Below are 25707 nucleotides of genomic sequence, written 5' to 3'. Positions count from 1 at the left end.
TTTGCGGCGCGCCGCCCGAGCGCCCATAACCGGGACCATGTCCGCCGCGCCGTTCGTCCCGCTTCGAGTCTTTTCGTCCTTCACCATGCTCGACGGCGCGATCGAGCCCAAGGCGATCGCCAAGCACGCGGCCAAGCTCGGATTCCCGGCGATCGCGGTGACCGACCGCAACGGTCTCTACGCGGCGATGGCGTTCGGCGACGCCTGCTTCGCCGAAGGGGTGCAGCCGATCATCGGCGCGACGCTGGCGGTGGCGCGCCCCGACGACATCGGGCCGCCGGGCGTCATCGACTGGCTCGTGCTGCTTGCGCAGGACGAGGCCGGCTACGACAATCTCACTCGTTTGGTCAGCCGTGCGCACCTTGACCGGCCGCTGAGCGAGGAGCCGCACGTCCCCTTCGCCGCGCTCGACGGCATGACCGGCGGGCTGATCGCGCTGACCGCGGGCGGGGAGGGGGCCGTCGCCCGCCTGTTCGCTGACGGTCAGGACGGCAAGGCGAAGGCCTATGCCACGCGGCTCGCGGCCCAGTTTCCCGACCGGCTCTACGTCGAGCTGAGCCGCCGCGGCGATGCGGTCGAGGAGGCCGCCGAGGCCCGGCTGGTCGACCTCGCCTATGTGATGGACCTCCCGCTGGTCGCGACCAACCCCGCGCAATATGCCGAGCCCTCGTTCCACCCCGCGCACGACGCGATGCTGTGCATCGCCGCCTCGGCCTATGTCGAAAGCAACGACCGCAAGACGAGCTCGGCCGAGGCGTGGCTCAAGCCCGCTTCGGCGATGGAGACGCTGTTCGCCGACCTGCCCGAGGCGCTCGCCAATACCGCCGTCATCGCCCGCCGCTGCGCGGTGGCCGCGCCTGCGCGCAGGCCGATCCTGCCGCGGCTCAGCGACGACGAGGACGAGATGCTCGTGCGCGAGGCCGGGGAGGGGCTCGACGCGCGGCTCGCCGGCGTCGCCGAGGAAGCGCGCGGCCCCTATCGCGAGCGGCTCGCCTACGAGCTCGACGTCATCCAGCGGATGGGCTTTTCGGGTTACTTCCTGATCGTCGCGGACTTCATCCAGTGGGCGAAGAACAACGACATCCCGGTCGGCCCGGGGCGCGGGTCGGGCGCGGGCAGCATGGTCGCGTGGGCGCTTCGGATCACCGACCTCGATCCGCTCGCGCTCGGGCTGCTGTTCGAACGCTTCCTCAACCCCGAGCGCGTGTCGATGCCCGACTTCGACATCGACTTCTGCGAAACCCACCGCGACAAGGTGATCGCCTACGTCCAGGGCAAGTACGGCCGCAACCGGGTCGCCCAGATCATCACCTTCGGGCGGCTGAAGGCGCGCGCCGTGCTCAAGGACACCGGGCGCGTGCTCCAGATGAGCTACGGCCAGGTCGACCGGCTCGCCAAGCTGGTCCCCAACCACCCGACCGACCCGTGGACGCTCGAGCGCGCGCTCAACGGGGTCAGCGAACTCGCCGCCGAGGTGCGCGGCGATGCCGACGTCAAGCGGCTGTTCGACCTCGCGATGAAGCTCGAAGGCTTGCCGCGCCACAGCTCGACCCACGCCGCCGGGGTGGTGATCGGCGACCGCCCGCTCGACCAGCTCGTCCCGCTCTACCGCGACCCGCGCTCGGACATGCCGGTGACCCAGTTCGACATGAAATATGTCGAGGCGGCGGGACTGGTGAAGTTCGACTTCCTCGGCCTCAAGACGCTGTCGGTGCTGAAGGAGGGCCAGCGCCTCCTCGCGCTGCGCGGGATCGAGGTCGATTATGCCGCGCTGCCGTGGGACGACCCGGCGGTGTACGAATTGCTCCAGCGCGGCGACACGGTCGGCGTGTTCCAGCTCGAATCCGAAGGCATGCGGCGGACGCTGGCGCAGGTCCGCCCGACCGCGTTCGGCGACATCATCGCGCTCGTCGCGCTCTATCGCCCGGGTCCGATGGACAACATCCCGCTGTTCGGCGACCGCAAGAACGGGCGGCAGGCGATCGCCTATCCGCACCCGCTACTCGAGGAGATCCTCGCCGAGACCTACGGGGTCATCGTCTACCAGGAACAGGTGATGCAGGCCGCGCAGGTGCTTGCCGGCTACAGCCTCGGCGATGCCGACCTGCTGCGCCGCGCGATGGGCAAGAAGATCAAGAGCGAGATGGACGCGCAGCGCGCGCGCTTCGTTTCGGGCGCGGCGGCGAACGACATCGGGCCAGCCAAGGCCAACGAGCTATTCGACTTGATCGACAAGTTTGCCGGCTACGGCTTCAACAAGAGCCACGCCGCCGCCTACGCGCTGGTCGCCTATCACACCGCCTGGCTGAAGGCGCATCACCCGGCCGAGTTCTTCGCCGCGTCGATGAGCTACGATATCCACCAGACCGACAAGCTGGCGATGTTCGTCGAGGACATGCGCCGCAGCGGGGTCGGCTGCCTGCCGCCCGACATCAACGCCGCCGAGGCCGCTTTCTCGGTCGAGGAGGGGCAGGACGGGCTCAGCGTCCGCTACGCGCTCGGCGCGCTCAAGGGGGTCGGCGAGAAAGCGATGGAGTCGCTGGTCGAGGAGCGGGCGGCCAACGGCCCGTTCACCTCGCTCGACGATTTCGCCGCGCGGATCGACCCGCGGCTGCTCAACCGCCGCCAGCTCGAAAGCCTCGCGGCCGCCGGGGCGTTCGACTCGCTCCACCCCGATCGCGCCGCGGTGTTCGCCGGGGCCGAGACGATCCTCGCCCATGCCGCCTCCGCCCACGACCAGCGGACCAGCGGGCAGCACGGGCTGTTCGGCGGGCCGAGCGAGGCGAGCCACGCCGCGATCCGGCTGCCCGCCGCGACCTGGTCGCTCGCCGAGCGGATGGCCGCCGAGCGCGAGGCGTTCGGCTTCTTCTTCTCGGCGCACCCGGTCGATGCGCAGCGCCACCTGCTCGCCGCGCACCGGGTGAAGAGCTTCGCCGAACTCGCCGCCGCGCCGGTGACGATGGAGGGCCGCTCGGGCGCGACGCTCGCCGCGCTGGTCGAGGGCGCGCGCTGGCGCGTGTCGCAGAAGGGGCGGCGCTTCCTGACGGCGACCCTGTCCGACGCCAGCGGACAATATGAGGCGACCGCGTTCGACGACGAGCCCGCCGCCGATCTCGAAGCCGCGGCAAAAAGCGGCGATTGCGGGCTGATGACCGTCGAGCTCGACCGCCGGCCCGGCGACGACATCCCGCGCGTCACGGTCAAGAGCTTTCAGCGGCTCGACAGCCTCGCGCGTCGCACCCGGCTCCAGCTCGAGCTGACGATCGACGATCCTTCGCGCGTCGCGGCCGTCGCCGACGAGCTTTCGAAATCGCGCGGCGGGAACGGGGTGGTGCGGGCGAGCGTCGGCTTGCCGGACGGGCGAGTTGCTGGCGTTACGCTCGGCCGCGATTACCTGCTCGATGCCGAACTCGCCGCCCGGCTCGTTCGCCTGCTTGGCGAGGGCGCGGTGCGACTGAGCGCGCAGGAGCCGCCGCGACTGGCGCTGGTCGGCTAGGGCTTGGAGCGTCACGCGCGCGAGGACCGGCGAATCGCCTATCTCCTGGCGGGGGTCGCGGGCCTCGTCGACGCGACCGGCTACCTCGAAAGTCACGGGCTGTTCGTTTCATTCATGACCGGCAATTCGACCAAGCTCGCGGTCCTGCTCGGGAGTGCCCCCACCGTCGCCCTGTTCGCCGCCTTGCTGATCAGCTGCTTCCTCTTTGGCGTGATCGTCGCGACCCTGGTCGAGCGGGTCGCGCGTCGAGCCGGGACCGCCCTGTTGCTCGTCGCGACCCTGTTGATCGCTGCGGGCGCGGCGCATGTCGCCGGGGCGTCCGGTGTCGCGGCGGCGCTGGCGGCGGTAGCGATGGGCGCGATCAACCTGACGTTCCGACGCGGCGGCGAAGCCTCGATCGCGATCGGCTATGTGACCGGCACGCTGGTTCGCTTCGGCCAGCGGCTCGCCGACGCCATCGCCGGCGCCCGGCCGTGGCGCGATTGCCTTCCCTATCTCGGCATGTGGTGCGCACTGATGGCAGGCGCGCTGCTCGGCGCTGCGCTCGCGCGGACCGACTGGACGGTGAACTATGCGCTGGCGGCGGCGGTGATCACCATCGTGGCGCTCGTGCTTCGCCGACGCGACCCGACCGGTCAGGGGACCGAGCCGGCCTGATTACGGTCGGGCGTCGTTTGGTCGGTCGGCGGCGCAGCGGTCGGCGAAGGCTCGGCTTCCGGAACCGAGGCGGGCGTTGCCGATGTCTCCGGCTCGCGCGGCTCGACCGCGTCGTCGACGCTTCCGGTCGCCGGCGGCGGCGGCGGACGATCGGTTTCGTAATCGGCCCCTGGCGTTGCCACCGGCTTGACGCTGATTTTCGGTTTCGCCGCGGGTTTCGGCGGCGCCGCGCCCCGATAGACGCAGGCGTCGAGCCCCTGGGCCGCGACGGCGGGAATGCGCGCGGCGATGATGTTGCCGTAGCGGCGGGTGAAGCCGGTCGGGGCGACCGCCTCGCGCGCCTTGGGTAACGGGAACACCGCCGCCAGCCGCGCCGCCTCGACCGCGGTCATCGCGCTCGCGTCATGGCCGAAATAGCGCAGCGACCCGGCGTTGGCGCCGTAGGTGCCGAGCCCGGTCTCGTCGATGTTGAGATAGACTTCCATGATCCGCCGCTTGGTCCACAGATGCTCGATCAGGAAGGTGAACCACGCTTCTACGCCCTTTCGCGCATAGCCGCCGCCCTGCCACAAAAAAGCGTTCTTCGCGGTCTGCTGGCTGATCGTCGATCCGCCACGGATCCGCCCGCCCGAGGCGTTGCGCTTCATCGCGTCCTCGATCGCGTCGACGTCGAAGCCGTGATGGCTGCAGAACTTGCTGTCCTCGGCGGCGATCGCGGCGCGGACCATGTCGCGGTCCATCACGTCGAGGCTCATCCACTGGCGGGTCGCGCCGCGCCCGGCGGCGATGTCGCCCAGCATCGTCGCGGTGATCGGCGGATTGACGAAGCGATAGGCCAGCACCCACAGGACCGAGAACAGCAGCAGCCCGAAGAGGAGCTTCACGAGGAAGCGGAACGGTCGGAAGCCGCGGGACGAGCCCGGGCGGCGCGGACGCTGGAAGCGGGGAACGGCGGAGGCGGGACGCTTGGCCATCGCGGCTTGCTAGCGAGGCACCGCCAAAAAGAAAGCCCCGCCTTCAAAGGGCGAAGCGGCGAGAAAGCCCAAAAACGCGAAAGCCCCGAGAACCGAAGTTCCCGGGGCTCCATGGTTTCGAACCGAAGTTCGCTACCACCCGATTGTTAGAGCATCTTTCGCGGCGACTCGCAAGGGCCAAATGCGCTCGCGCAAAAGAATTTGCGGCCCCGAATCGGGGACAAGGCGCGCGCGATTCGCGACCAGTCGAGCCGACGGAGCGCCCGGTTCATGCTGCGCCAAGCCCCGAAGCCTATGCTGGGGCGTTGATTTGAAACGATTTTGCATAACGACAAGGAGGTCATGCATGACCCGCAAACAAGTTCTTATCGCCGGCGTCGCCGGTATCGCGATGATCTCGCCGGCGATCGCCGGGCCGGGTCATGGTCGCGGCAACGGCGGCGACGGCGGCCCGCAGCAGCAGCGGCAGGCGCCTCAGCCGCAGCAGGCGCGGCCGCAGATGCAGCAGCGCGCCGAGCGCCCGCAGATTCAGATGCAGCGTCCGCAGATGCAGATGCGGCAGGAACGCCCGCAGATGCAGGCGCAGCGCTTCGAGCGCCCGCAGTTTCAGCAGCGGGCCGAACGTCCGCAGTTCCAGCAGCGGCAGGCGCAGCGTATGGAGCGCCCGCAGTTCCAGCAGCGGCAGGCGCAGCGTTTCGAGCGCCCGCAGTTCCAGCAGCGGCAGGCGCAGCGTTTCGAACGTCCGCAGTTCCAGCAGCGTCAGGCTCAGCGCATGGAGCGTCCGCAGTTCGAGCAGCGTCAGGCTCAGCGCATGGAGCGTCCGCAGTTCCAGCAGGGTCAGGCGCAGCGCATGGAACGTCCGCAGTTCCAGCAGCGATTCGAGCGTCAGGCGCTGGCTCGCCCGCAGCAGGTCGATCGTCGCGGCGGGTTCGACCGCCAGGCGATGATCGCCCAGCGCCAGCAGCAGATGATCGCCGCGCGCCAGCAGCCCCAGCCCTCGTTCGACCGCGGCCAGGCGTTTCAGCGCCGCGAGGCGATGCGCTCGGCGATGCTCGCCTCGCGCCCGCTCGACCAGGCCCAGCCGCGGATGGCGTTCGTCCCGCAGGGCGACCAGCGCCAGCAGATCGCCAATTTCGCCGCGCGTACCCGGCCGGGCGTCGACCTGTTCGCCTCGCGCCAGATGCGGCCGATGGCGGTCGACTATGGCAACCAGCAGATCGTCCGGATCGGCCAGCGGTTCGCGCCGCAGGCGATCCAGAACTATGCGCCGGTGCCGGTCTACTATCAGGCGCAATATGCCGACACGCCGAGCTATTATTACCGCTACGACGATAATCTCGGCTATCTCTACCGCATCAATCGCTACGACAATGCGGTGAGCGGGCTGATCCCGCTGTTCGGCGGCTATGGCATCGGTGACCCGTGGCCGGTCAATTACGCCAGCAGCTACGTGCCGCTCGGCTACCGTGACTATTATTACGACACGCCCGACTATTATTACCGCTACGACGGGTCGGGCATCTACCAGATCGACGCCCGCACCCAGTTGATCACCGCGCTCGTCGCGCTGCTCAGCGGCAACGGGCTCGGCCTCGGCGTCGGCTCGCTGATGCCCGCCAGTTACGGCGTCTACAACGTTCCGATGGCCTATCGGTCGAGCTATTACGACACGCCCGACCGCTGGTATCGCTACGGCGACGGCTACATCTACCAGGTCGACCCGGGCACGCGGCGGATTGCGGCGCGCTACCCGATCTACGGCGACCAGTATGACGTCGGCAGCCCGTGGCCCGCGGCCTACCCGGCCTACAACGTGCCGCTCGCCTACCAGTCGGTCTATGCCGACACGCCGCAGTGGCAGTATCGCTACGCCAACGGCGCGATCTACCAGGTCGACCCGCAGACGCAGGTCATCCAGGCGCTGGTCGCGCTGCTGAGCGGGCAGCGGTTCAATGTCGGCCAGCCGATGCCGGTCGCCTACAGCACCTACAATGTGCCGTTGGCGTATCGCGATCGCTATTACGACACGTCGAACGACTATTATCGCTACGCGGACGGCTACATCTACCAGGTCGACCCCGGCACCGGCCTGATCCAGCAGGCGATCCCGGCTTACGCCTGACGCCGGCCTGTAGGTGAAACGAGGGAGCGGTCGCGCGAGCGGCCGCTCCCTTGCCGCGTCGGGGCTTACCGCATATCTGCCGGGCCATGACGTCGACCAACGATATCCGCCGCGGCTTCCTCGACTATTTCAAGGCCAACGGCCACCAGGTCGTGCCCTCGGCCCCGCTCGTCCCGCACAACGACCCGACGCTGATGTTCGTCAACGCGGGGATGGTGCCGTTCAAGAATGTGTTCACCGGGCTCGAAACGCGGCCCTACACCACCGCGACCAGCTCGCAGAAGTGCGTCCGCGCGGGCGGCAAGCACAACGACCTCGACAACGTCGGCTATACCGCGCGTCACCACACTTTTTTCGAAATGCTCGGCAATTTCTCGTTCGGCGACTATTTCAAGGAACGCGCGATCGAACTGGCGTGGGGCCTGCTGACCAAGGAATGGGGACTCTCGCCCGACCGGCTGATCGCGACCGTCTATCACACCGACGACGAGGCATTCGACCTGTGGAAGCGGATCGCCGGGCTGCCCGACAGTCGGATCATCCGCATCCCGACCAAGGATAATTTCTGGGCGATGGGCCCCGACGGGCCGAGCGGGCCCTGTTCGGAGATCTTCTTCGACCATGGCGACCATATCCCCGGCGGCCCGCCGGGCAGTCCCGACGAGGACGGCGACCGCTTCGTCGAGATATGGAACCTCGTGTTCATGCAGCACCTGCAGGAAAACGACGTCATCGTCAGCGACCTGCCCAAGCCGCAGATCGACACCGGCATGGGGCTCGAGCGCGTCGCGGCGGTGCTCCAGGGCGTCACCGACAATTACGACACCGACACGTTCAAGGCGCTGATCGCGGCGAGCGAGGAGCTGACCCATACGAAGGCCGAGGGCGAGCGGATGGCGAGCCACCGGGTGATCGCCGACCACCTGCGCGCCTCGGGCTTCCTGATCGCCGACGGGGTGCTTCCGTCGAACGAGGGGCGCGGCTACGTGCTTCGGCGGATCATGCGCCGAGCGATGCGCCACGCGCATTTGCTCGGCGCCAAGGACCCGCTGATGTGGCGGCTGGTGCCGCAGCTGGTCGCCGAGATGGGGCAGGCGTTCACCGAGCTCCAGCGCGCCCAGCCGCTGATCGAGGCGACGCTGCTGCAGGAGGAGACCCGCTTCCGCCAGACGCTCGCCAACGGGCTTCGGCTGCTCGACGAGGCGACCGGCAGGATGGCCGCCGGCGGCACGCTCCCCGGCGAGACCGCGTTCCGGCTCTATGACACCTACGGCTTCCCCTACGACCTGACCGAGGACGCGCTTCGCCCCAAGGGCATCGCGGTCGACCGCGCCGGCTTCGACACGGCGATGGCCGAGCAGAAGGCACGCGCCCGCGCGGCGTGGAAGGGCAGCGGCGAAAAGGCCTCGGACGAGCTGTGGTACGACCTCGCAGAGGAAGTCGGCGCGACCGAGTTCACCGGCTACGTCGGGCATGACGGCGAGGGCGTGGTGCAGGCGATCGTCAAGGACGGCGCGCGCGTCGAAACGGCGGGAGAAGGCGAGACGGTCACCCTCGTGCTCAACCAGACGCCCTTTTACGGCGAGAGCGGCGGACAGGTCGGCGACGCCGGAAAACTGAGCTCGCTCAAGGGCTTCGAAGGCGTCGTCGAGGACACGTCGAAGCCGCTCGGCAAGCTCCACGCGCTCCGCACCCGCGTCGCCAGCGGCAGCGTCGCGGTCGGCGACACGCTCGCCCAGTCGGTCGATGCCGAGCGCCGCGCCGCGACCCGCGCCAACCACAGCGCCACCCATTTGCTCCACGCCGCGCTCCGCGACGTGCTCGGCGGCCATGTGACCCAGAAGGGCAGCCTCGTCGCGCCCGACCGGCTGCGCTTCGACTTTTCGCACCCCAAGGCGCTCAGCCTCGACGAAATCGCCCGCGTCGAGGCCGAGGTGAATGCCGAGATTCGCGCCAACGAGCCGGTCTCGACCCGGCTGATGACCCCCGACGACGCGGTCGCGGCGGGCGCGCTCGCGCTGTTCGGTGAGAAATATGGCGACGAGGTGCGCGTCCTGTCGATGGGCCGCGAGGGCGCCGACCGGCGCTATTCGGTCGAGCTGTGCGGCGGCACCCACGTCGATGCCACCGGCGACATCGCGCTGTTCAAGATCGTCGCCGAAAGCGCGGTAAGCTCGGGCGTCCGCCGGATCGAGGCGCTGACCGGGGCAGGCGCGCTCGCCTGGCTCAACGGCCGCGACCAGAAGCTGCGCGAGGCCGCGGCGAGCCTCAAGGCCTCGCCCGACGAGGTCCCCGCGCGGATCGCCGCGCTGGCCGACGCCAACCGCAAGCTCGAACGCGAGCTTGCCGAGGCGAAAAAGGCGCTGGCGATGGGCGGGGGCAGCATGGCCGACGCGACCGGGCCGGAGGATGTCGGCGGCACCGCCTTCCTCGGGCGGGTGGTCGAAGGCCTCGATCCCAAGGAACTTCGCTCGACCGTCGACGCGATGAAGAGCGAGGTCGGCTCGGGCGTAGCCGCGCTGGTCGCGATCAACGACGGCCGCGCCTCGGTCGCGGTCGGGGTCTCCGCCGACAAGGCGGGCAAGCCCTCGGCAGTCGACCTCGTCAAGGCGGCGGTCGCCGCGCTCGGCGGGCAGGGAGGCGGCGGACGCCCCGACATGGCGCAGGGCGGCGGTCCCGACGGGGCGAAGGCCGACGCGGCGCTGCAAGCGGTGCGCGACGCGCTCGCCACGGGCGGGGCGTGATCGACCCGCCATCGTCCGCGCCGCTGACGCTCGACGGCGCCTGCCACTGCGGCGCGGTCCGTTTCACCGCCTTCCTGCCCGAAGGCCTCGCCTCGGCGCGGCGGTGCAACTGCTCGATTTGCCGAATGCGCGGGGCGGTCGCGGTGACCTCGCGGATCGGGAACTTCAAGGTAACCGAGGGCGCCGACCAGCTCGCCACCTATCGCTTCAACAGCGGGGTCGCCGAGCATCATTTCTGCCGGGCCTGCGGCATCTACACCCACCACAAGCGCCGCTCGAACCCCGACGAATATGGGGTCAACGTCGCCTGCCTCGAGGGCCTGTCGCCGTTCGATTTTCCCGACATCGTCGTCAACGAAGGCCGAGTCCACCCCAATGACGCCGGGGCGAACTATCGCCCGATCGCCGGGTGGCTGCGCTACACGCCTGCCGAATGACCTTCCGCGCCACCGTCCTCACCCTCTATCCCGAGATGTTCCCGGGGCCTCTCGGCGTGTCGCTGGCGGGCCGGGCGCTGGGCGAGGGTACGTGGTCGCTGGAGGCGCGCAACATTCGCGATCATGCGATCGACAAGCACCGCACGGTCGACGACACGCCGGCCGGGGGCGGCGCGGGCATGGTGCTTCGCTGCGACGTGCTCGCGGCGGCGATCGACGCGGTGGCCGATGGACGCCCTATCCTTGCGATGACTCCCCGCGGCGCGCCGCTGACCCAGGCGCGGGTGCGCGAGCTGGCGAGCGGCGAGGGGGCGATCATCCTGTGCGGCCGGTTCGAGGGGTTCGACGAGCGGATCTTCGAGGCGCGCCCCATCGAGCCGGTCTCGATCGGCGACTATGTGCTGTCGGGCGGCGAGCTCGGCGCGCTGGTCCTGCTCGACGCTTGCGTTCGGCTGCTCCCCGGGGTAATGGGCGCGGCCTCCAGCGGTGAGGAGGAGAGCTTCGAAACGGGGCTTCTCGAATATCCGCACTACACCCGACCCGTGGAATGGGAAGGACGCACGATCCCCGAAGTGCTGCGATCGGGGGATCATGCGAAGATTGCCGCATGGCGCCACGCCAGGGCAATCGAGGATACACGGTCACGGCGACCGGACCTGATTGCACGCCATGGGGGCGGGCAGGGGTCGTCGCCCTCTGGCGCGCGGCGTGACGATTAGGAAACGAGAAGAGCAATGAACCTGATCCAGACCCTCGAGGCCGAAGCCGTCGAGGCCCTCACCGCCGATCGCGCGATCCCCGAGTTCCGCCCGGGCGACACGCTTCGCGTCGGCGTCAAGGTGGTCGAAGGCGAGCGCAGCCGCGTCCAGATGTACGAAGGCGTGTGCATCGCCCGCGCCAACAAGGGCGTGAATTCGAACTTCACCGTCCGCAAGATTTCGTTCGGCGAGGGCGTCGAGCGCGTCTTCCCGCTCTATTCGCCCAACGTCGATTCGATCGAGGTGGTGCGCAAGGGCGCCGTTCGCCGCGCCAAGCTCTATTATCTGCGCGGTCGCCGCGGCAAGTCGGCGCGCATCGCCGAGCGTCGCGACCCGAAGCGCGAGGAAGCCGCCAAGAAGGGCGAATAAGCTTTCGACGAACGGGGCTTCACAGCCCTTTCGTCACCGCTAGAGATAGGGGCGTCCGGGGGCTTTTCCGGGCGCCCTTTTCCTTGCCCGGAGTTTGCCGATGACTCTTACCCGCACTTCGCTCGCGCTTGGCGCCCTGCTGTCGGCCACCTCGGCGCTCGCCGGCCTGCCCGTCCCGCCCGGCGTGAGCGAGCAGCCGCTGACGCTCGACCGGGTGTTCGCCTCGCCCTCGCTGACCGGCCAGGCCCCGCGCGGGGTCAAGCTGTCCCCCAACGGCCGGATCCTGACCGAGCTTCGCAATCGCGCCGACGACCGCGAACGCTACGACCTGTGGGCGGTCGATACCTCGACCGGACAGGCGCGGATGCTGGTCGACAGCCAGAAGGTCGGCACCGGCGCCGCGCTCAGCGAGGCCGAGAAGATGCAGCTCGAGCGCAAGCGTCTGGGCGGGCTCAAGGGCATCCTCGACTATGGCTGGACACCCGATTCAAAGGCGATCCTCGTCCCGCTCGACGGCGACCTCTACCTCGCTTCGCTCGACGGCAAGGTCACCCGGCTGACCAACAGCAAGGACGGCGAGCTCAACCCCGCGATCAGCGAAAAGGGCAATTACGTCAGCTTCGTCAGCGGGCAGAAGCTGTGGGTCGGCAAGGTCGGCGCAAAACCCAAGGCGATCACGCCGGGCGGCGGGACGATCCACTATGGCGAGGCCGAATTCGTCGCGCAGGAAGAACTCGACCGCTTCACCGGCTATTGGTGGAACCCCGACGACACGCGGATCGCGGTCGAATGGTACGACGAATCGAACGTCAAGGTCGTCACCCGTACCTCGATCGGAGCCGAGGAGACGACCACCTTCGAACAGCGCTACCCGGCGGCGGGGACGCCCAACATCGTCCCCCATCTCGAGATCATCAGCCCCGACGGTGGCCGCAAGGTGGCCGCCGACCTCGGGCCCGACAAGGACATCTACCTCGCGCGGGTCGACTGGGCGAAGGACGGCAAGACCCTCTACGCCCAGATCCTCAACCGCGTGCAGGACCGGCTCGACATGCGTGCGATCGACCCGGTAACCGGCAAGAGCCGCGTGCTCTTTTCCGAACGTGCCGCCCCCGGCCACTGGATCAACCTCGCCGATTACAAATGGCTCGACGACGGCAGCCTGATCTGGGTGTCCGAACGCACCGGGCTCGCGCAGCTCTATCGCTTCGACCGCGGGCAGTGGACCAAGCTCACCAGTCTCGCCGGCCCGGTCGCGGGAATCGCCGGGGTCAACCAGGCGACGGGCAGCGTCTATTTCGAAAGCAATGCCGAGGATCCGCTCGCGCAGCAGGTCTATCGCACCAGCTATCGCACCGCGTCGCCGCCGGTCCGCCTGACCGACCCGGCGTTCGTCAATGGCGCGTCGATGGACAAGAAGGGGACGCGGCTCATCGTCGGGCGAAGCTCGGCGACCCAGCCGGCGCAATCCTACCTCGCTGACGGCGACGGCAAGCGGATCGCGTGGATCGCCGAGAACCGGCTCGACGCCAGCCACCCCTACGCCCCCTATCTCGCCGCGCACCAGCTCGCGCGCAACGGCTCGATCAAGGGGCCGGGCGGCGACACGCTCTATTACAAGCTCATCACCCCACCGAACATGAAGCCGGGCCAGCGCTACCCGGTGTTCTTCGAACATTACGGCGGTCCGCACAGCCAGACGGTGACCAAGGGGTTCGAAAACCCGCTGACCGAATATCTGGTCCAGCAGGGCTACGTCTATTTCGAGATCGACAATCGCGGTTCGGCCAATCGCGGGGTGGCGTTCGAAAAGCCGATCTACCACGCGATGGGCTCGGTCGAGGTCGCCGACCAGAAGGCGGGGGCGGACTTCGTCAAGACGCTGCCGTTCGTCGATCCCAGCCGGGTCGCGATCTACGGCTGGTCGTATGGCGGTTACATGACTCTCAAGATGCTCGAGACCAATCCCGGCACCTATGCGGCGGGTATCGCCGGGGCGCCGGTCACGCGCTGGGAACTGTACGACACTGCCTACACCGAGCGCTACATGGGCGACCCGCGCCAGGTGCCGCAGGCCTATGCCGCGTCCGACGCGGTCGAACAGTCGCTCGGCATCCGCGACCCGCTGTTCGTCATCCACGGGCTCAGCGACGACAACGTCGTCTTCCCCAATTCGAGCGCGCTGTTCGCCAAGATGCAGGGGGCGGCGGTGCCGTTCGAAATGGCGGTCTACCCGGGCTACACCCACCGCGTCGCCGGCCCGAAGGTCAGCGTCTCGGTCTGGCAGGGCATCCTGAACTTCCTCAAGCGCAACGGCGTCGGCCCCGGCCCGCGTTGACTTTGGGCGGAGCAGCCGTCACGGCGTGCTGCAACGCACAAGAAGGATGAAACGCCATGTCGGGCTATCGGGTCGCGGTCGTCGGGGCGACCGGCAATGTCGGTCGTGAACTGCTGAATATCCTCGCCGAACGGCACTTTCCACTCGCCGAAGTCGCCGCGGTCGCCAGCCCGCGCTCGACCGGCGACATCATCGACTTCGGCGACAGCGGCGAGGAACTGAAGGTCAAGAACCTCGAGCATTTCGACTTTTCGGGCTGGGACATGGCGCTGTTCAGCGCCGGCGGCGACATCAGCAAGAAATATGCGCCGATCGCGGCGGCGGCGGGCTGCACGGTGATCGACAACAGCTCGGCCTACCGCATGGACCCCGACGTTCCGCTGATCGTGCCCGAAGCGAACCCGGAAGCGATCGACGGCTACCGCGCCCGCAACATCATCGCCAATCCCAACTGCTCGACCGCGCAGATGGTGGTGGCGCTAAAGCCGCTGCACGACGCGGCGACGATCAAGCGGGTGGTCGTCTCGACCTACCAGTCGGTGTCGGGCGCGGGCAAGGCGGGGATGGACGAGCTGTTCGAGCAGTCGCGCAACATCTTCGTCGGCGATTCGAACGAGCCCAAGAAGTTCACCAAGCAGATCGCCTTCAACGTCATCCCGCACATCGACGTCTTCCTCGACGACGGCTCGACCAAGGAAGAATGGAAGATGGTGGTCGAGACCAAGAAGATCCTCGACCCGAAGATCAAGGTCACCGCGACCTGCGTCCGCGTGCCGGTGTTCGTTGGCCACAGCGAATCGATCAACATCGAGTTCGAGAACGAGCTCAGCGCCGCCGACGCGCAGGCGATCCTTCGCGAGGCCCCGGGCGTGATGCTGGTCGATAAGCGCGAGGATGGCGGCTACGTCACCCCGGTCGAATGCGTCGGCGACTATGCCACCTTCGTCAGCCGGGTGCGCGAGGACCCGACCGTCGACAACGGCCTGTCGCTGTGGTGCGTCAGCGACAATCTGCGCAAGGGCGCGGCGCTGAACGCCGTGCAGATCGCCGAACTGCTCGGCCGGCGGCACCTGCAAAAGGCGGACTAAGCCTCGCGAGGGCCGGAGGCCGGCGGGAACCCGGCGTCGGCGACGCGCTTTGTGTCGACACGGAACCCGCGTCGACGCGGGCAGCGAGAGGAGCGAACCATGCGAATCCAGGCCGCACTGGCGATCATGCTGCTGGCGGGCGCCTGCCAGAACGCCGGCCCGTCGGGCGCTTCGCCGGTGACCGATGCCGAGGCGCGGCAGGTCGCCGAGCAGGCCGAGGCGAGCTTCACCGGAGGCAACGTCGATGCGATCATGAGCCATTATGCCGACGGCGCGACGATGATCGACGGGTCCGACCCGACCCCGACCACCGACCGCAAGGTCCAGACCGGCTGGGCGAAGACCTTCGCGTCGATGAAGCCCGCCGACTACCGGGTCACCAATCGCCAGATCAACATCGTCGGCCCCGACGCGTTCGTCTCGTCGGGGATCGAGAGCTTCACCGTCCAGGCGGGTAATGCGCGGCCGCGGGTCAGCGCGCGCTTCACCGACGTCTTCCACCGCGGCAACGACAAGCAGTGGAAGATCGTCGCAGAGCATGTGTCGATGCCGCCGACCCCGACGGGCGCGCCGCAATGACGTCAATGACCGGCGGCTGCGCCTGCGGCCGGGTCAGGTTCGAGGCCGAGGTCGACAGCGACGAGGCCTATCTCTGCCATTGCCGCATGTGCCAGCGCGCCAGCGGCAGCGTCAGCCTCGCGATGATCGGCATCGCCCGCGACGCCGTGAGGTGGGGGCGGGAGCCCGACTGGTATGCCTCCTCGCCGATCGCCCGCCGGCCGTTCTGCGCGAGCTGCGGCACCAGCCTCGGCTTCGCGTTCAACGACAGCGACCAGATGGACCTCACGGTCGCCGCGTTCGACGAGCCGGCGCGCTTTCGGCCGATCGCCAATTACTGCAGCGACAGCATCAACCGTGCCTTCCTCGACGCGTCGCGCTTGCCCGAAAAACCGGTTGGCGAGATTGACAGCGTCACCAGCCGCTGGGCGTCGGCGGGATTGCCGACGCCATGAGCGAGGCGCTTCCGCCCGTTCAGCGCTGGACCGCGTCGGACGGGGTCGAGCTCGCCTATCGCGAGGTCGGCAGCGGTCGCCCGGTGGTGCTCGTCCACGGGCTTTTCTCCGACTCGGTGGTCAACTGGATCAAGTTCGGCACCGCTCAGGCGCTCGCCGCGCGAAATTTCCGCGTCGTCATGCCCGACCTCCGCGCGCACGGCGCCTCGTCGGCCCCGCATTCGGCCAGCGACTATCCCCCCGGCCGCCTTTCCGCCGACCTTAGAGAGCTGATCGCGCAGCTCCATCTGGTCGAGGGTACCTACGACCTCGGCGGCTTCTCGCTCGGCGCGCGGACGGTGGTTCAGTCAGTCGGCGAAGGGCTACGGCCGCGTCGCGCCATTCTCGGCGGGGCGGGGCTGGAAGGGTTGCTCGGCTGGATCCGGCGCAAGGACTTCTTCGTCGACACGATCCGCGATTTCGACACGATCGAGCGTGGCGACGAGCGCTGGTTCACGGTCCAGTTCATGAAGACGATGAAGATCGACCGGATCGCGGCAAGTCACCTGCTCGCGGCGTTCGAAAATGCGCGGCCCGAATGGCTCGACGCCTTCACCATGCCGACCGCGGTGATCTGCGGGACCGAGGATCATGACAATGGGTCGGCGGAAAGGCTGGCCGGGGCGCTTGTGCGCGCGCGCTACATCGCCATCCCCGGTACGCACATGTCGAGCGTGACCCGGCCGGAATTCGGCCGGGCCATCGCCGACTATCTGGACGAGCCGCTTTAGTAGGCGACCGCGCCCGCCTTGGTCTGTTCGTCGATCGTGTCGTCGACGATGTTCTTGGCCTTTGTCCCGGCGTCCTTCAGCGAACGCCCGGCGTCGGCCAGCTTGTCGGTCGGAGTCGCCGTCTCGAGCCCGAGCTTGTCGCCCAGCACGCGCGCGCGGCTTCCCGCCTCGGCGAGGCCGTCCTTCACGCGGGTCGAAATCTGCTCGCCGATCTCGCCGGCACTCTTGCCGCTCTTACGGAAGAAATAGGCGCCCGCGGCGATCGCCGCGACGGCGGTGATCGCGCCGGTGGCGATCCCCGCGCTGACGTAGGGGCGTGTCCGAACGGTGCGGACGGTGCGCGCCGGCAGGCTCGCGTTCGCCTTTTTCGGCGCGGACTTGCGGGTACGGGTGGTAGCCATCGAAAAACTCCTCACGCTGATGGTTGGATGTGAGGAGTGAACGAACGGCGGGGCGCCACGCTCCCCGCCGTCGTCGCAAAATTACGGCTTTTTGCCGAGTGAGCGGTTTTGCGCCTTACAGCTGGCCCAGCATCGTGTCGGCGCCCGACACCGCATATTCGCCCGGCTGCTCGACGTTGATCGACGCGACCTTGCCGTCGTCGACGATCATCGAATAGCGCTGGCTGCGCTGGCCCATGCCGAACTTCGACGCGTCCATGCCCAGCCCGAGCGCCTCGGCGAAATCGCCGTTGCCGTCGGCCAGCATGGTGATGTCCTCGCTGCCCTGGTCCTTGTTCCAAGCGCCGAGCACGAAGGCGTCGTTGACGCTGGTCGCGACGATTTCGTCGACGCCCTTGCCCTTCAGCTCGGAGGCCTTTTCGACATAGCTCGGCAGGTGCCTGGCCGAACAGGTCGGGGTATAGGCCCCCGGCACCGCGAACAGCGCCACCTTCTTGCCCTTGAAATAGTCGCCGGTGCGAACCGGGATCGGGCCTTCGGGGGTCGCGAGGGTTACCGGCACATCGGGGATCGTGTCGCCGACCTTGATCGTCATCGTTCATGCTCCTTGTAAGGGGTGAGCCGCAGATAGGCGCGGTCGGTGACGCTTCCAAGGCTTGCGCCGCGACGCCAACGCGGCTCATGCGTTGGGAATGGCGATGGACGACCCGCGCTACCTTACCGGCCAGCTGCTGCTCGCCATGCCCGGCATGGGCGACCCGCGCTTCGACCACGCGGTGATCGCGATCTGCGCGCACGACGAAAAGGGCGCGCTCGGCATCGGCATCGGCCACCAGCGGCAGGGGATTTCGCTTCGCGGATTGGTCAAGCAGCTCGGGCTCGAGCCGGGCGACGTGCCCGATTCGCCGGTGTTCCACGGCGGCCCGGTCGAACCCGGGCGCGGCTTCGTGATCCACAGCGACGACTGGGCGGGGCAGGACTCGATCGTCGTGCCGGGAATCGGTACGCTGACCGGCACGGTCGACGTCTTGAAGGCGATCGCGGCGGGAAAGGGACCGACCCGCTTTCTTGTCGCGCTCGGCTACGCCGGCTGGGGGGCAGGGCAGCTCGACGAGGAAATGACCCGCCACGGCTGGTTCGCCGCGCCCGCCGACCAGGCGATCCTGTTCGGCGAGCCCGCCGACGGCCGCTGGAACGCCAGTTTCAAGGCGATCGGGATCGATCCGCGCCTCCTTGTCGGGCAGACCGGCGCCGCCTAAGTTCGTCTCTCGCCTGAATTTGTAATTGCGGGGCCGCTCGGCTACGGGCGCGCCAACCCATTTTAGACCGGAGATAATTCGCCGTGGCCACCACCGCCGATACCCTGACCCGCGCCAATGCCGACGACTATGTCGTCAAGGACATCTCGCTCGCCGATTTCGGCCGCAAGGAAATCAATATCGCCGAGACCGAGATGCCCGGCCTGATGGCGCTGCGCGAGGAATATGGCGCGTCACAGCCGCTCAAGGGCGCGCGGATCACCGGCTCGCTGCACATGACGATCCAGACCGCGGTGCTGATCGAGACGCTGACCGCGCTCGGCGCCGACGTCCGCTGGGCGACCTGCAACATCTTTTCCACCCAGGACCATGCCGCCGCCGCGATCGCCGCGACCGGCACCCCGGTGTTCGCGGTGAAGGGCGAGAGCCTCGCCGATTACTGGGATTATGTCGGCCGCATCTTCGACTGGGAAAAGGACGGGGACGGCACCACCGCCAACCTGATCCTCGACGACGGCGGCGACGCGACCATGTTCGCGCTGTGGGGCGCGCGGATCGAGGCGGGCGAAACCATGCCCGAGGCCGCCAATGCCGAGGAAATCGAGTTCCAGCGCGCGCTCAAGGCGTTCGTCAAGGCCAAGCCCGGTTATCTCACCAGGAGCGTCGCCAACATCAAGGGCGTCAGCGAGGAAACCACTACCGGCGTCCACCGGCTCTACCAGATCGCCAAGGACGGGAAGCTCCCGTTCCCGGCGATCAACGTCAACGACAGCGTCACCAAGTCGAAGTTCGACAATCTCTACGGCTGCAAGGAATCGCTGGTCGACGCGATCCGCCGCGCGACCGACGTGATGCTCGCCGGCAAGATCGCCTGCGTCGCGGGCTTCGGCGATGTCGGCAAGGGCAGCGCCGCCTCGCTCCGCCAGGGCGGCGCGCGCGTGATGGTCACCGAAATCGACCCGATCTGCGCGCTCCAGGCGGCGATGGAAGGCTATGAGGTCGTGACGATGGAAGAGGCGGTCAAACGCTGCGACATCTTCGTCACCGCGACCGGCAACGAGGACGTCATCACCGCCGAGCACATGAAGGCGATGAAGCCGATGAGCATCGTCTGCAACATCGGCCACTTCGACAGCGAGATCCAGATCGCCGCGCTCGACAATTACAAGTGGACCGAGATCAAGGAAGGCACCGACCTCGTCGAATTCCCCGACGGCAAGCAGATCCTGATCCTCGCCAAGGGCCGCCTCGTGAACCTCGGCTGCGCCACCGGCCACCCGAGCTTCGTGATGAGCTCGAGCTTCACCAACCAGACGCTTGCGCAGATCGAGCTGTGGACCAAGTCGGACCAATATAAGAACGAGGTCTACGTCCTTCCCAAGCACCTCGACGAAAAGGTCGCGGCGCTCCACCTCGAAAAGCTCGGCGTCCACCTGACCAAGCTGTCGAAGAAGCAGGCCGACTATATCGGCGTGCCGACCGAAGGCCCGTTCAAGCCCGACCACTACCGCTACTGATCAGGCGTCGGCGAGCGGTCCCAGCGCATCGCGGAGTGGCCCCAGCCACTTCGCGTAGGGCCGCCACGCGCCGATCCCCGACCGGTTGATCGGCCGGCGCACCTGCTCGGCGCTCGGCGTCCGCACCGACCGATCGGAGCGGCGCGGGTCGAGTAGGCCATCGGCCCAATCGAGGCCCAGCTCCTCGAGCACGCGCCGGACCACGGGTTCGGGGCTGTCGACGAGCGCCTCGTAACGCACGCGCGTCATGAAGCGGGGCGAGGTGGCCGCGACATGGTCGGTGAACCGCGCATAGTCGCGATAATTCATCGCCTGGTGGACGAGGTCGAACGAGGCCGGGTGGGTCGAGGCGAAATGGTGGGTGTAGTTGGAAAAACAGCAGTCCATCGCGCCGCGGCGAATCTCGATGAAGCGGGCCTGCGGCAGGATCGCCCGGATGAACAACAGGTCGGGCCAGTTGGTCGGCATCTTGTCGATGAAAAAGGGCTTGTCGGTTCGCCGGTGCGCGCCCGCGCGGCGCAGATATTCCTCGCCCAGCGCGCTGCGCTCGCCCGCGTTCATCGCCTCGACCAGCCGCGGCGAATCGATCGGCCCGCGGGTCATCCTCATCTCCAGCGCCGAGCGAAGCAGCGCGAGCGTGTAGGGCAGCTCGCCGACCGCCTCGATCGCCGGATGGCGTCCCAATATCTGTTCGAGCAGGGTCGAGCCCGAACGCGGCTGGCTGACGAGGAAGATCGGCGTTGGACCCTCGCGCTCGACCGCCGGCGCCAGCCGCTCGGAATCGGCGAGCGCGATCAGCCGGTCGATGTCGCGGGTCAGCGTCGCGGGATCGTAGGCCAGCTCCTCGGCGCGCAGGCGATTGCCGGTCGAATAATGGCCGAACGCGGTCTCATGCTCGCCGCGGTCGTGATAGGCGCGGCCGAGCGCCATGTGCAGCGGGACGATGTTGCGAATATCGATCGCGCGTTCGAGCGCCGCTTTCATCGCCGCGACATCCTCGTCGGTCAGCACCCGCGCCTTGATGTCGGCGAGCGCCCACCACGCTTCGCCCCGCTCGGGGTCGCGCGCAAGGACGTCGCGATAGGCGGCGACCGCCCCCTCGGTATCCCCGGCGAAGCGGAGGCTGTGCCCGTAGGGTATCCGGAACCGGCTTTCCCCGGGGTCGGCCGCGACCGCCGCGCGATGGAGCGCCGCGGCCTCGTCGGCATTCCCCAGCCGCTCGACGATGGTCGCGCGAGTCGCCACCAGCCGGGGATCGTCGAACCGCTCGGCAAGCGCGGCGAAGGCCTCGTCGGCCTCGACCAGCCGTTCCTGCTGGCGCAGATTGTCGGCGAGCGCGAACAGCGTGTCGAAATCGCCGACGCCGAGCGCGATCGCCCGCCGAAGGAAGCGCTCGGACTGGAGCAGCGCGCCCGACTGGATCGCGATCCGCCCGAGTAGCGCCAGCCCGCGCGGCTCGTCGCGGTGCTTGCGAAGATGGTCGATCGCCAGCCGCGAGGCACCATCGACGTCGCCGCGCGCGAGGAGCCGCTCGGCATCCTGCAGGGTGGGGAAGGCGGAAACCTCTCCCGCGCGCTCAGACATAGCCGAGGATCGCGCGGAGCGACGGCGAGGCATAGTCGACCAGCTTGCGGTGCCGCTCGGGAAGGGTCGAGGGAACGCGCTGGATCGAGCCCGACAGGTTCTCGCGCGCCGTCCCGCTCTGCCGCCGGTCCGCACCGACCCGCACCCGCTCGCGCCAATTGCCCGGCACGTCGATCCCGCACGCCCCGAACAGGCCTCCGAAATAGGCCTCCGCCGCGTCGGATTCGAGGTCCTTCACCGCCGCGACCAGCTCCTCGTAGCGCACCAGGTGGACCGAGGGGGAGCCGAGCCAGGCGACGACGTTGAGGTCGTACATGTCGGCCATGCTCGGCGACTTGGTGTGGATGCCGAAGATCATCAGCGTCAGCAGCTCGTCGATCCCCAGCCGTCCTTCCTTGACGAAGTCGACATTCCCCTCGAACTCGTCGGACAGGAAGAAGCGGGCGCGCGCGAGCACCCAGTCGTAAGGGTCGCGGCACAGCAGGACGTGGCGGACCCCGGCAAGCTCGATCGCCGAGGAATCGGAAAAGAACAGGTGCCCGTGGCTGAACAGCCGCCGCGCCGGGTCGAGCGCGGCGAGGTGCTGCTGGAGATTGCCCCACTGGATGAACTGCGCGCGATATTGCTGGTCGAGCGGGACGAACATCCTGAGGATGTTCATCAACAGGTGGGTCCCGCTCTTGGGGATGCTGTTGAGGAACAGCGACTGGCGAAGCGGCGACGGCGCGAACCGCCGCGTCTCCTCGTCGAGCGTGTCGGCTTTCAGCGTGATCGTCGGCATGGATGACGGGCTAGCGCGGGACGCGTTGCGGGGGAAGGGCGGCGCACGCGCACCGCCCTTCCGTTTACCGTCAGAACTTCTTCGACACGTTCAGGAAGAACTGCCGCCCGAGGAAGTCGTATTGCGACGTCCCGACCACCGGCCCGATCAGCGTCGGCAGCCCGCCACCACCGATCGTGCTGACCCGCGGCGGCTTGGTGTCGAAGATGTTGCGCACGCCGAAGGTCAGCTCGGTCTGCGCGTTGGCCGGCCCGAAATCCTTGGTGATCGAGGCGTTGTGATAGACCGTCGTCGGCACCTTCAGCCGGACGCAATAATCGCCCCAGATGATCGAGCTTTGGCAGAGCGAACCGCCATGGCGGTCCTTGAACCGCTGCTCGTTCGACGCCGACCCGTAGATCTCCGCGCCCCAGAAGACCGACCAGCCGCCGCGTGGCTTCCACGTCGCGTTGAGGTTGGCGACGAACTTGGGATCGCCGATCGTGCCGTTGAAGTCGTCGACCGGGCTGGTCGGAAGCACCTGCTTCTTGTCCTTGAGCTGGCGGGTGGCGTTGCCGAGCAGCGTCAGCGAACCCCAGCGGCCGAGGTTCTGCGCGACGCGCAGGGTGAAATCCACCCCGGTGTTCGTCTGCGACGAAATGTTGATATATTTGTCGTAGATGTTGGTGATCGCCCGCTGGTCGGTGATCTCGGGCCCGCCGCGCGTAAACAGGCTGCACAATGGATCGGTCGGGAAATTGGGCGAATCGTAGCAGCCGAACACGATGTTGGCGGCGCCGAGCTGCGAGATCTCGCCCTTCACCTTGATGTTGAAATAATCGACCGCCAGGCTGACCGAGGTGCGCGGCAGCGCGGCGATGCGCGGGGTGAGGATGACGCTCGCGGTCCACGCCTTCGAGGTTTCCGGCCGCAGATTGCCGATGCCGCCCGACGAATGGGTCGTCGCGGTGATCGATCCGCCGCCATAATTGCCGGGGATGCCCGCCGCGGCGCAGTTGTCGGCGATCCGCTGGTCGATATTCCCCTGGCTGAGGTTGAAGGCGTAGTTGACGCACGGGTCGATCGCGCGCGCGCCGATGAACCCGGTCTCGTCGGCCTTGAACTCCTCAAACAGCGCGGGGGCGCGGAACGAGGTGCCGTAAGTGCCGCGGAACTGGAGGGTGTTGTTGACCGCCCAGTTGGCGCCCAGCTTGTAGGTCCAGTTGCCCTTGGTGGTCTCGCTGAATCCGTCGGAGCGGCGGGTCGCCTTGACGTTGGTCCAGCGCGCGTCGGCGTTGATCGACAGGTTCTTGAAGAAAGGCCGGTCCCTGAAGATCGGGATGCCGATTTCGCCGAACGCCTCGGTCGTCACTTCCTTGCCCGCGGTGATCCCGCCCGAGCTCGCGCCCCAGGCGTTGCCCGCCAGCGTGATCGCGCCGGGCGTGTCGACGATCGAATCGCGGCGCGCGTCGACCCCGATCGCCATCGCCACCGGGCCGGCGGGAAGGTCGAACAGGTTGCCGTTGATCGACGCTTCGGCCGACAGCTGGTTGTAGATCGTCTTGCCGGTCTCGGTATCGAACAGGTAGGCGATCTGCGCGGGGGTGAGCTTGCCCATCAGGAAGTTGGGATCGACCCACGGCAGGTCCTGGCACTGCTTGCCCGACACCGGCAGCGTCTGGCCGACGCACGAAGCGGTCTGGAAGCTCGACGCGTCGATCGCATCCTTCAGGATCTGTTCCTGCCGGTAGATGCCCTTGTTGTGGCTGTACTGGACGTGGGCGTCGAACTTCCACCCGCGCATGAACCCGCCAAGGTCGCCGCGGAAGCCGCCGAGCGTGCGGGTGTAATCGACCCGCTGGCTGGCATCGACGCCATGGTCGGTAACCGCGGTCGGGCTGAGGAAGTTGAGTCCGGTCCAGCCCGGCGCCCAATAGCTGCCGTTACCGCCGTAATAGCTTCCCGAGCTGGTGAAGCCGAAGGTCCAGAACTGGCGGTAGCCGTGCTGCGCGGTCTTGCGGCGGTTACCGAGGAACTCGCCATAGGCCTCGATGTCGTCGGTCAGATGATAGGCGGCGTCGGCGTAGAGCGTGTAGCGCTCGGTCCGCGGGATGATCGTCTGGCGTCCGGCGAACGGATTGAAGTCGTTCTGCACCGCGTGCGAGGCGGGGCTGTAGCCAGTCGGGAACCAGCCCGACGGCGCCTGGAAGCAGCTATAGTCGCCGCAACCCGCGATCGGCGGCAGGTTCAGAGTCTCGCCCGGATACTGGTACTGGATGAGGTTGACCGGGCCGACGAAGGTGCCGTCGCCGAGCCGCAGGTTCCCGCGCCCGCCGAGGTAGTTATACTCGTAGTCGTAGGTCCACACCTGTCCGACCGGCAGGTCCTCGCAATGATATTTGCCGGTGCGCGGGTCGATCAGGTCGGCGCGGGCATTGCTTCCCTGGCGGAAGACATAGGCCTCGGGACAGTTGAGATATTTGCGCTGCCCGCGGTTGAGCTCGTTCTGGCGGAAATAGTCGAGCGCGACCATCACGTGGCCGCGGTCGTTCGCCTTGCCCCACAGCACGCTGCCGCGGAACTGCTCGCCGCCCTTCTTGCCGGTGAGGTTGCCGGCGGCATCGACTGCAGGCCGTTGAAATCGGTCTTGGTGACGAGGTTGACCACCCCCGCGACCGCGTCCGAACCGTAGATCGACGAGGCGCCGGTCTTGAGGATGTCGACGTTCTTGACGATCGACTGGGGCAGGACGTTGAGGTCGAACGACGACACGCCGCCGCGCGTCCCCGCCGGACCCGCGCGCCGCCCGTTGAGCAGCACGAGGGTGCGGTTGGGGCCGAGGCCGCGAAGATCGATCGTCTGCGACCCCGGACCGCCGTCGGTGACGAGGTTCGACGACAGCGCCGTAGTAATCTGGGTCGAGCCCGCCGCGATCGGCGAGGACTGGAGCGTGTCGCCGAGGCTGATCTTGCCCGACTTCTCGGCCAGCGCCGGGTCGATCCGCTGGACCGGGTCGGGGCTGGTGAACTCGGGCTGGCGGAGCCGCGTGCCGGTGACGACGATCGCGTCCTTGTCGACCGGGTCGACCTTCGGCACCGCCTTGACGATTTTGGTCGGCGGCGGGGCGGCGGGATCGACGGGCTGGCTCTCCTGCGTCGCGACCGGGGCCTGCGCGTCCTGCGCGAGCGCCGGGGTCGCGAGCAACATCGAGCCGATCGACGCGCCGGCGAACAGGCCGGACCTGGCGATGGCGCGGAAGGAAGTGGCGGTCATTGTGAGTCCCCTTGTCGACGCACTGCCCATCCGTGCGATCGTATGACCCTCAAGTTTTCGCGCCGGGCGATCCCAGTCAAGGCGAAGTCGCGCCGAGATGAGGCAAGACGAGGGGGCGTCGAACGATTGTCGGACACTGTCGCCTTG

General features: G+C 68.0%; 21 protein-coding genes and 1 pseudogene. 14 read left to right on the top strand and 8 right to left on the bottom strand.

Annotation, left to right across the window (positions count from 1 at the left end; genetic code table 11):
• Positions 1-37 precede the first annotated feature (37 nt).
• Both dnaE and ABDK56_RS02345 read left to right on the top strand, forming a co-directional pair.
• On the top strand, positions 38-3496 hold the full coding sequence (dnaE, locus tag ABDK56_RS02350; protein WP_349806452.1) for a DNA polymerase III subunit alpha: 3459 nt from the start codon (positions 38-40) through the stop codon (positions 3494-3496).
• Between the two features lie 3 nt (positions 3497-3499).
• Positions 3500-4153: a YoaK family protein gene (locus tag ABDK56_RS02345; protein ID WP_349806451.1), complete on the top strand. Its 654-nt coding sequence runs from the start codon at positions 3500-3502 to the stop codon at positions 4151-4153.
• A 239-nt stretch (positions 4154-4392) separates the two neighbouring features.
• Here ABDK56_RS02345 and mtgA read toward each other — a convergent pair.
• Positions 4393-5127: pseudogene (mtgA, locus tag ABDK56_RS02340) on the bottom strand (monofunctional biosynthetic peptidoglycan transglycosylase); the annotation flags it as partial.
• 340 nt (positions 5128-5467) lie between these two features.
• Positions 5468-6421, bottom strand: a complete 954-nt coding sequence (locus tag ABDK56_RS02335) for a hypothetical protein (RefSeq protein ID WP_349806450.1) — start codon at positions 6419-6421, stop codon at positions 5468-5470.
• On the opposite strand from ABDK56_RS02335, the gene ABDK56_RS02330 reads away from it, so the two are divergent.
• From ABDK56_RS02330 to ABDK56_RS02285, 10 genes are all read left to right on the top strand, one after another.
• Positions 6317-7249 (top strand): hypothetical protein, encoded by a 933-nt coding sequence (locus ABDK56_RS02330; protein WP_349806449.1) that lies wholly within the window; start codon positions 6317-6319, stop codon positions 7247-7249. The two genes, ABDK56_RS02335 and ABDK56_RS02330, sit on opposite strands and share 105 nt — an antisense overlap.
• An 86-nt stretch (positions 7250-7335) precedes the next feature.
• The gene (alaS, locus tag ABDK56_RS02325) at positions 7336-9993 is read left to right on the top strand and encodes an alanine--tRNA ligase (protein WP_349806448.1); all 2658 of its coding nucleotides are present in this window, start codon (positions 7336-7338) and stop codon (positions 9991-9993) included.
• On the top strand, positions 9990-10430 hold the full coding sequence (locus tag ABDK56_RS02320) for a GFA family protein (protein WP_349806447.1): 441 nt from the start codon (positions 9990-9992) through the stop codon (positions 10428-10430). The genes alaS and ABDK56_RS02320 overlap by 4 nt, the downstream gene beginning before the upstream one ends.
• On the top strand, positions 10427-11149 hold the full coding sequence (gene trmD / locus ABDK56_RS02315; RefSeq protein WP_349806446.1) for a tRNA (guanosine(37)-N1)-methyltransferase TrmD: 723 nt from the start codon (positions 10427-10429) through the stop codon (positions 11147-11149). Before ABDK56_RS02320 ends, trmD begins: the two co-directional genes overlap by 4 nt.
• A 15-nt stretch (positions 11150-11164) precedes the next feature.
• Entirely contained in the window at positions 11165-11557 is a 393-nt protein-coding gene (gene rplS, locus ABDK56_RS02310; protein WP_349806445.1) for a 50S ribosomal protein L19, read from the top strand.
• Positions 11558-11657: 100 nt separating this feature from the next.
• Positions 11658-13895, top strand: a complete 2238-nt coding sequence (locus tag ABDK56_RS02305; RefSeq protein ID WP_349806444.1) for a S9 family peptidase — start codon at positions 11658-11660, stop codon at positions 13893-13895.
• A gap of 56 nt (positions 13896-13951) precedes the next feature.
• Positions 13952-14983: an aspartate-semialdehyde dehydrogenase gene (locus ABDK56_RS02300; protein ID WP_349806443.1), complete on the top strand. Its 1032-nt coding sequence runs from the start codon at positions 13952-13954 to the stop codon at positions 14981-14983.
• Between the two features lie 99 nt (positions 14984-15082).
• Positions 15083-15562: a YybH family protein gene (locus tag ABDK56_RS02295; RefSeq protein ID WP_349806442.1), complete on the top strand. Its 480-nt coding sequence runs from the start codon at positions 15083-15085 to the stop codon at positions 15560-15562.
• Positions 15559-15996, top strand: a complete 438-nt coding sequence (locus ABDK56_RS02290; protein WP_349806441.1) for a GFA family protein — start codon at positions 15559-15561, stop codon at positions 15994-15996. The genes ABDK56_RS02295 and ABDK56_RS02290 overlap by 4 nt, the downstream gene beginning before the upstream one ends.
• Positions 15993-16766, top strand: a complete 774-nt coding sequence (locus tag ABDK56_RS02285; protein WP_349806440.1) for an alpha/beta fold hydrolase — start codon at positions 15993-15995, stop codon at positions 16764-16766. The genes ABDK56_RS02290 and ABDK56_RS02285 overlap by 4 nt, the downstream gene beginning before the upstream one ends.
• Here ABDK56_RS02285 and ABDK56_RS02280 read toward each other — a convergent pair.
• The gene (locus ABDK56_RS02280) at positions 16763-17167 is read right to left on the bottom strand and encodes a hypothetical protein (protein ID WP_349806439.1); all 405 of its coding nucleotides are present in this window, start codon (positions 17165-17167) and stop codon (positions 16763-16765) included. The two genes, ABDK56_RS02285 and ABDK56_RS02280, sit on opposite strands and share 4 nt — an antisense overlap.
• 115 nt (positions 17168-17282) lie before the next feature.
• Entirely contained in the window at positions 17283-17762 is a 480-nt protein-coding gene (locus ABDK56_RS02275) for a peroxiredoxin (protein WP_349806438.1), read from the bottom strand.
• Positions 17763-17865: 103 nt separating this feature from the next.
• Here ABDK56_RS02275 and ABDK56_RS02270 point away from each other — a divergent pair, with 103 nt between their 5' ends.
• Together ABDK56_RS02270 and ahcY are read left to right on the top strand one after the other, a co-directional pair.
• Positions 17866-18426, top strand: coding sequence for a YqgE/AlgH family protein (locus ABDK56_RS02270; protein ID WP_349806813.1), 561 nt, complete (start codon positions 17866-17868; stop codon positions 18424-18426).
• 104 nt (positions 18427-18530) lie between these two features.
• A complete protein-coding gene (gene ahcY / locus ABDK56_RS02265) occupies positions 18531-19943 on the top strand; it encodes an adenosylhomocysteinase (RefSeq protein ID WP_349806812.1) in 1413 nt (470 codons plus the stop codon).
• Here ahcY and ABDK56_RS02260 read toward each other — a convergent pair whose 3' ends face one another.
• The 4 genes from ABDK56_RS02260 to ABDK56_RS02245 all read right to left on the bottom strand — a co-directional run bounded on the left by ABDK56_RS02260 (position 19944) and on the right by ABDK56_RS02245 (position 25560).
• Positions 19944-21527, bottom strand: a complete 1584-nt coding sequence (locus ABDK56_RS02260; RefSeq protein WP_349806437.1) for a tetratricopeptide repeat-containing sulfotransferase family protein — start codon at positions 21525-21527, stop codon at positions 19944-19946. It lies immediately after the preceding gene.
• Positions 21520-22308, bottom strand: coding sequence for a hypothetical protein (locus ABDK56_RS02255; RefSeq protein WP_349806436.1), 789 nt, complete (start codon positions 22306-22308; stop codon positions 21520-21522). The genes ABDK56_RS02260 and ABDK56_RS02255 overlap by 8 nt, the downstream gene beginning before the upstream one ends.
• A 70-nt stretch (positions 22309-22378) precedes the next feature.
• Positions 22379-24856, bottom strand: a complete 2478-nt coding sequence (locus ABDK56_RS02250) for a TonB-dependent receptor (RefSeq protein ID WP_349806435.1) — start codon at positions 24854-24856, stop codon at positions 22379-22381.
• Complete coding sequence (locus tag ABDK56_RS02245; protein ID WP_349806434.1) at positions 24820-25560, bottom strand: TonB-dependent receptor plug domain-containing protein; 741 nt, start codon at positions 25558-25560, stop codon at positions 24820-24822. Before ABDK56_RS02245 ends, ABDK56_RS02250 begins: the two co-directional genes overlap by 37 nt.
• Positions 25561-25707: the final 147 nt, after the last annotated feature.

Source organism: Sphingomonas sp. ASV193 (assembly GCF_040203355.1).
Lineage (GTDB): Bacteria > Pseudomonadota > Alphaproteobacteria > Sphingomonadales > Sphingomonadaceae > Sphingomicrobium.
This window is presented reverse-complemented; position numbering and strand designations above follow the sequence as displayed.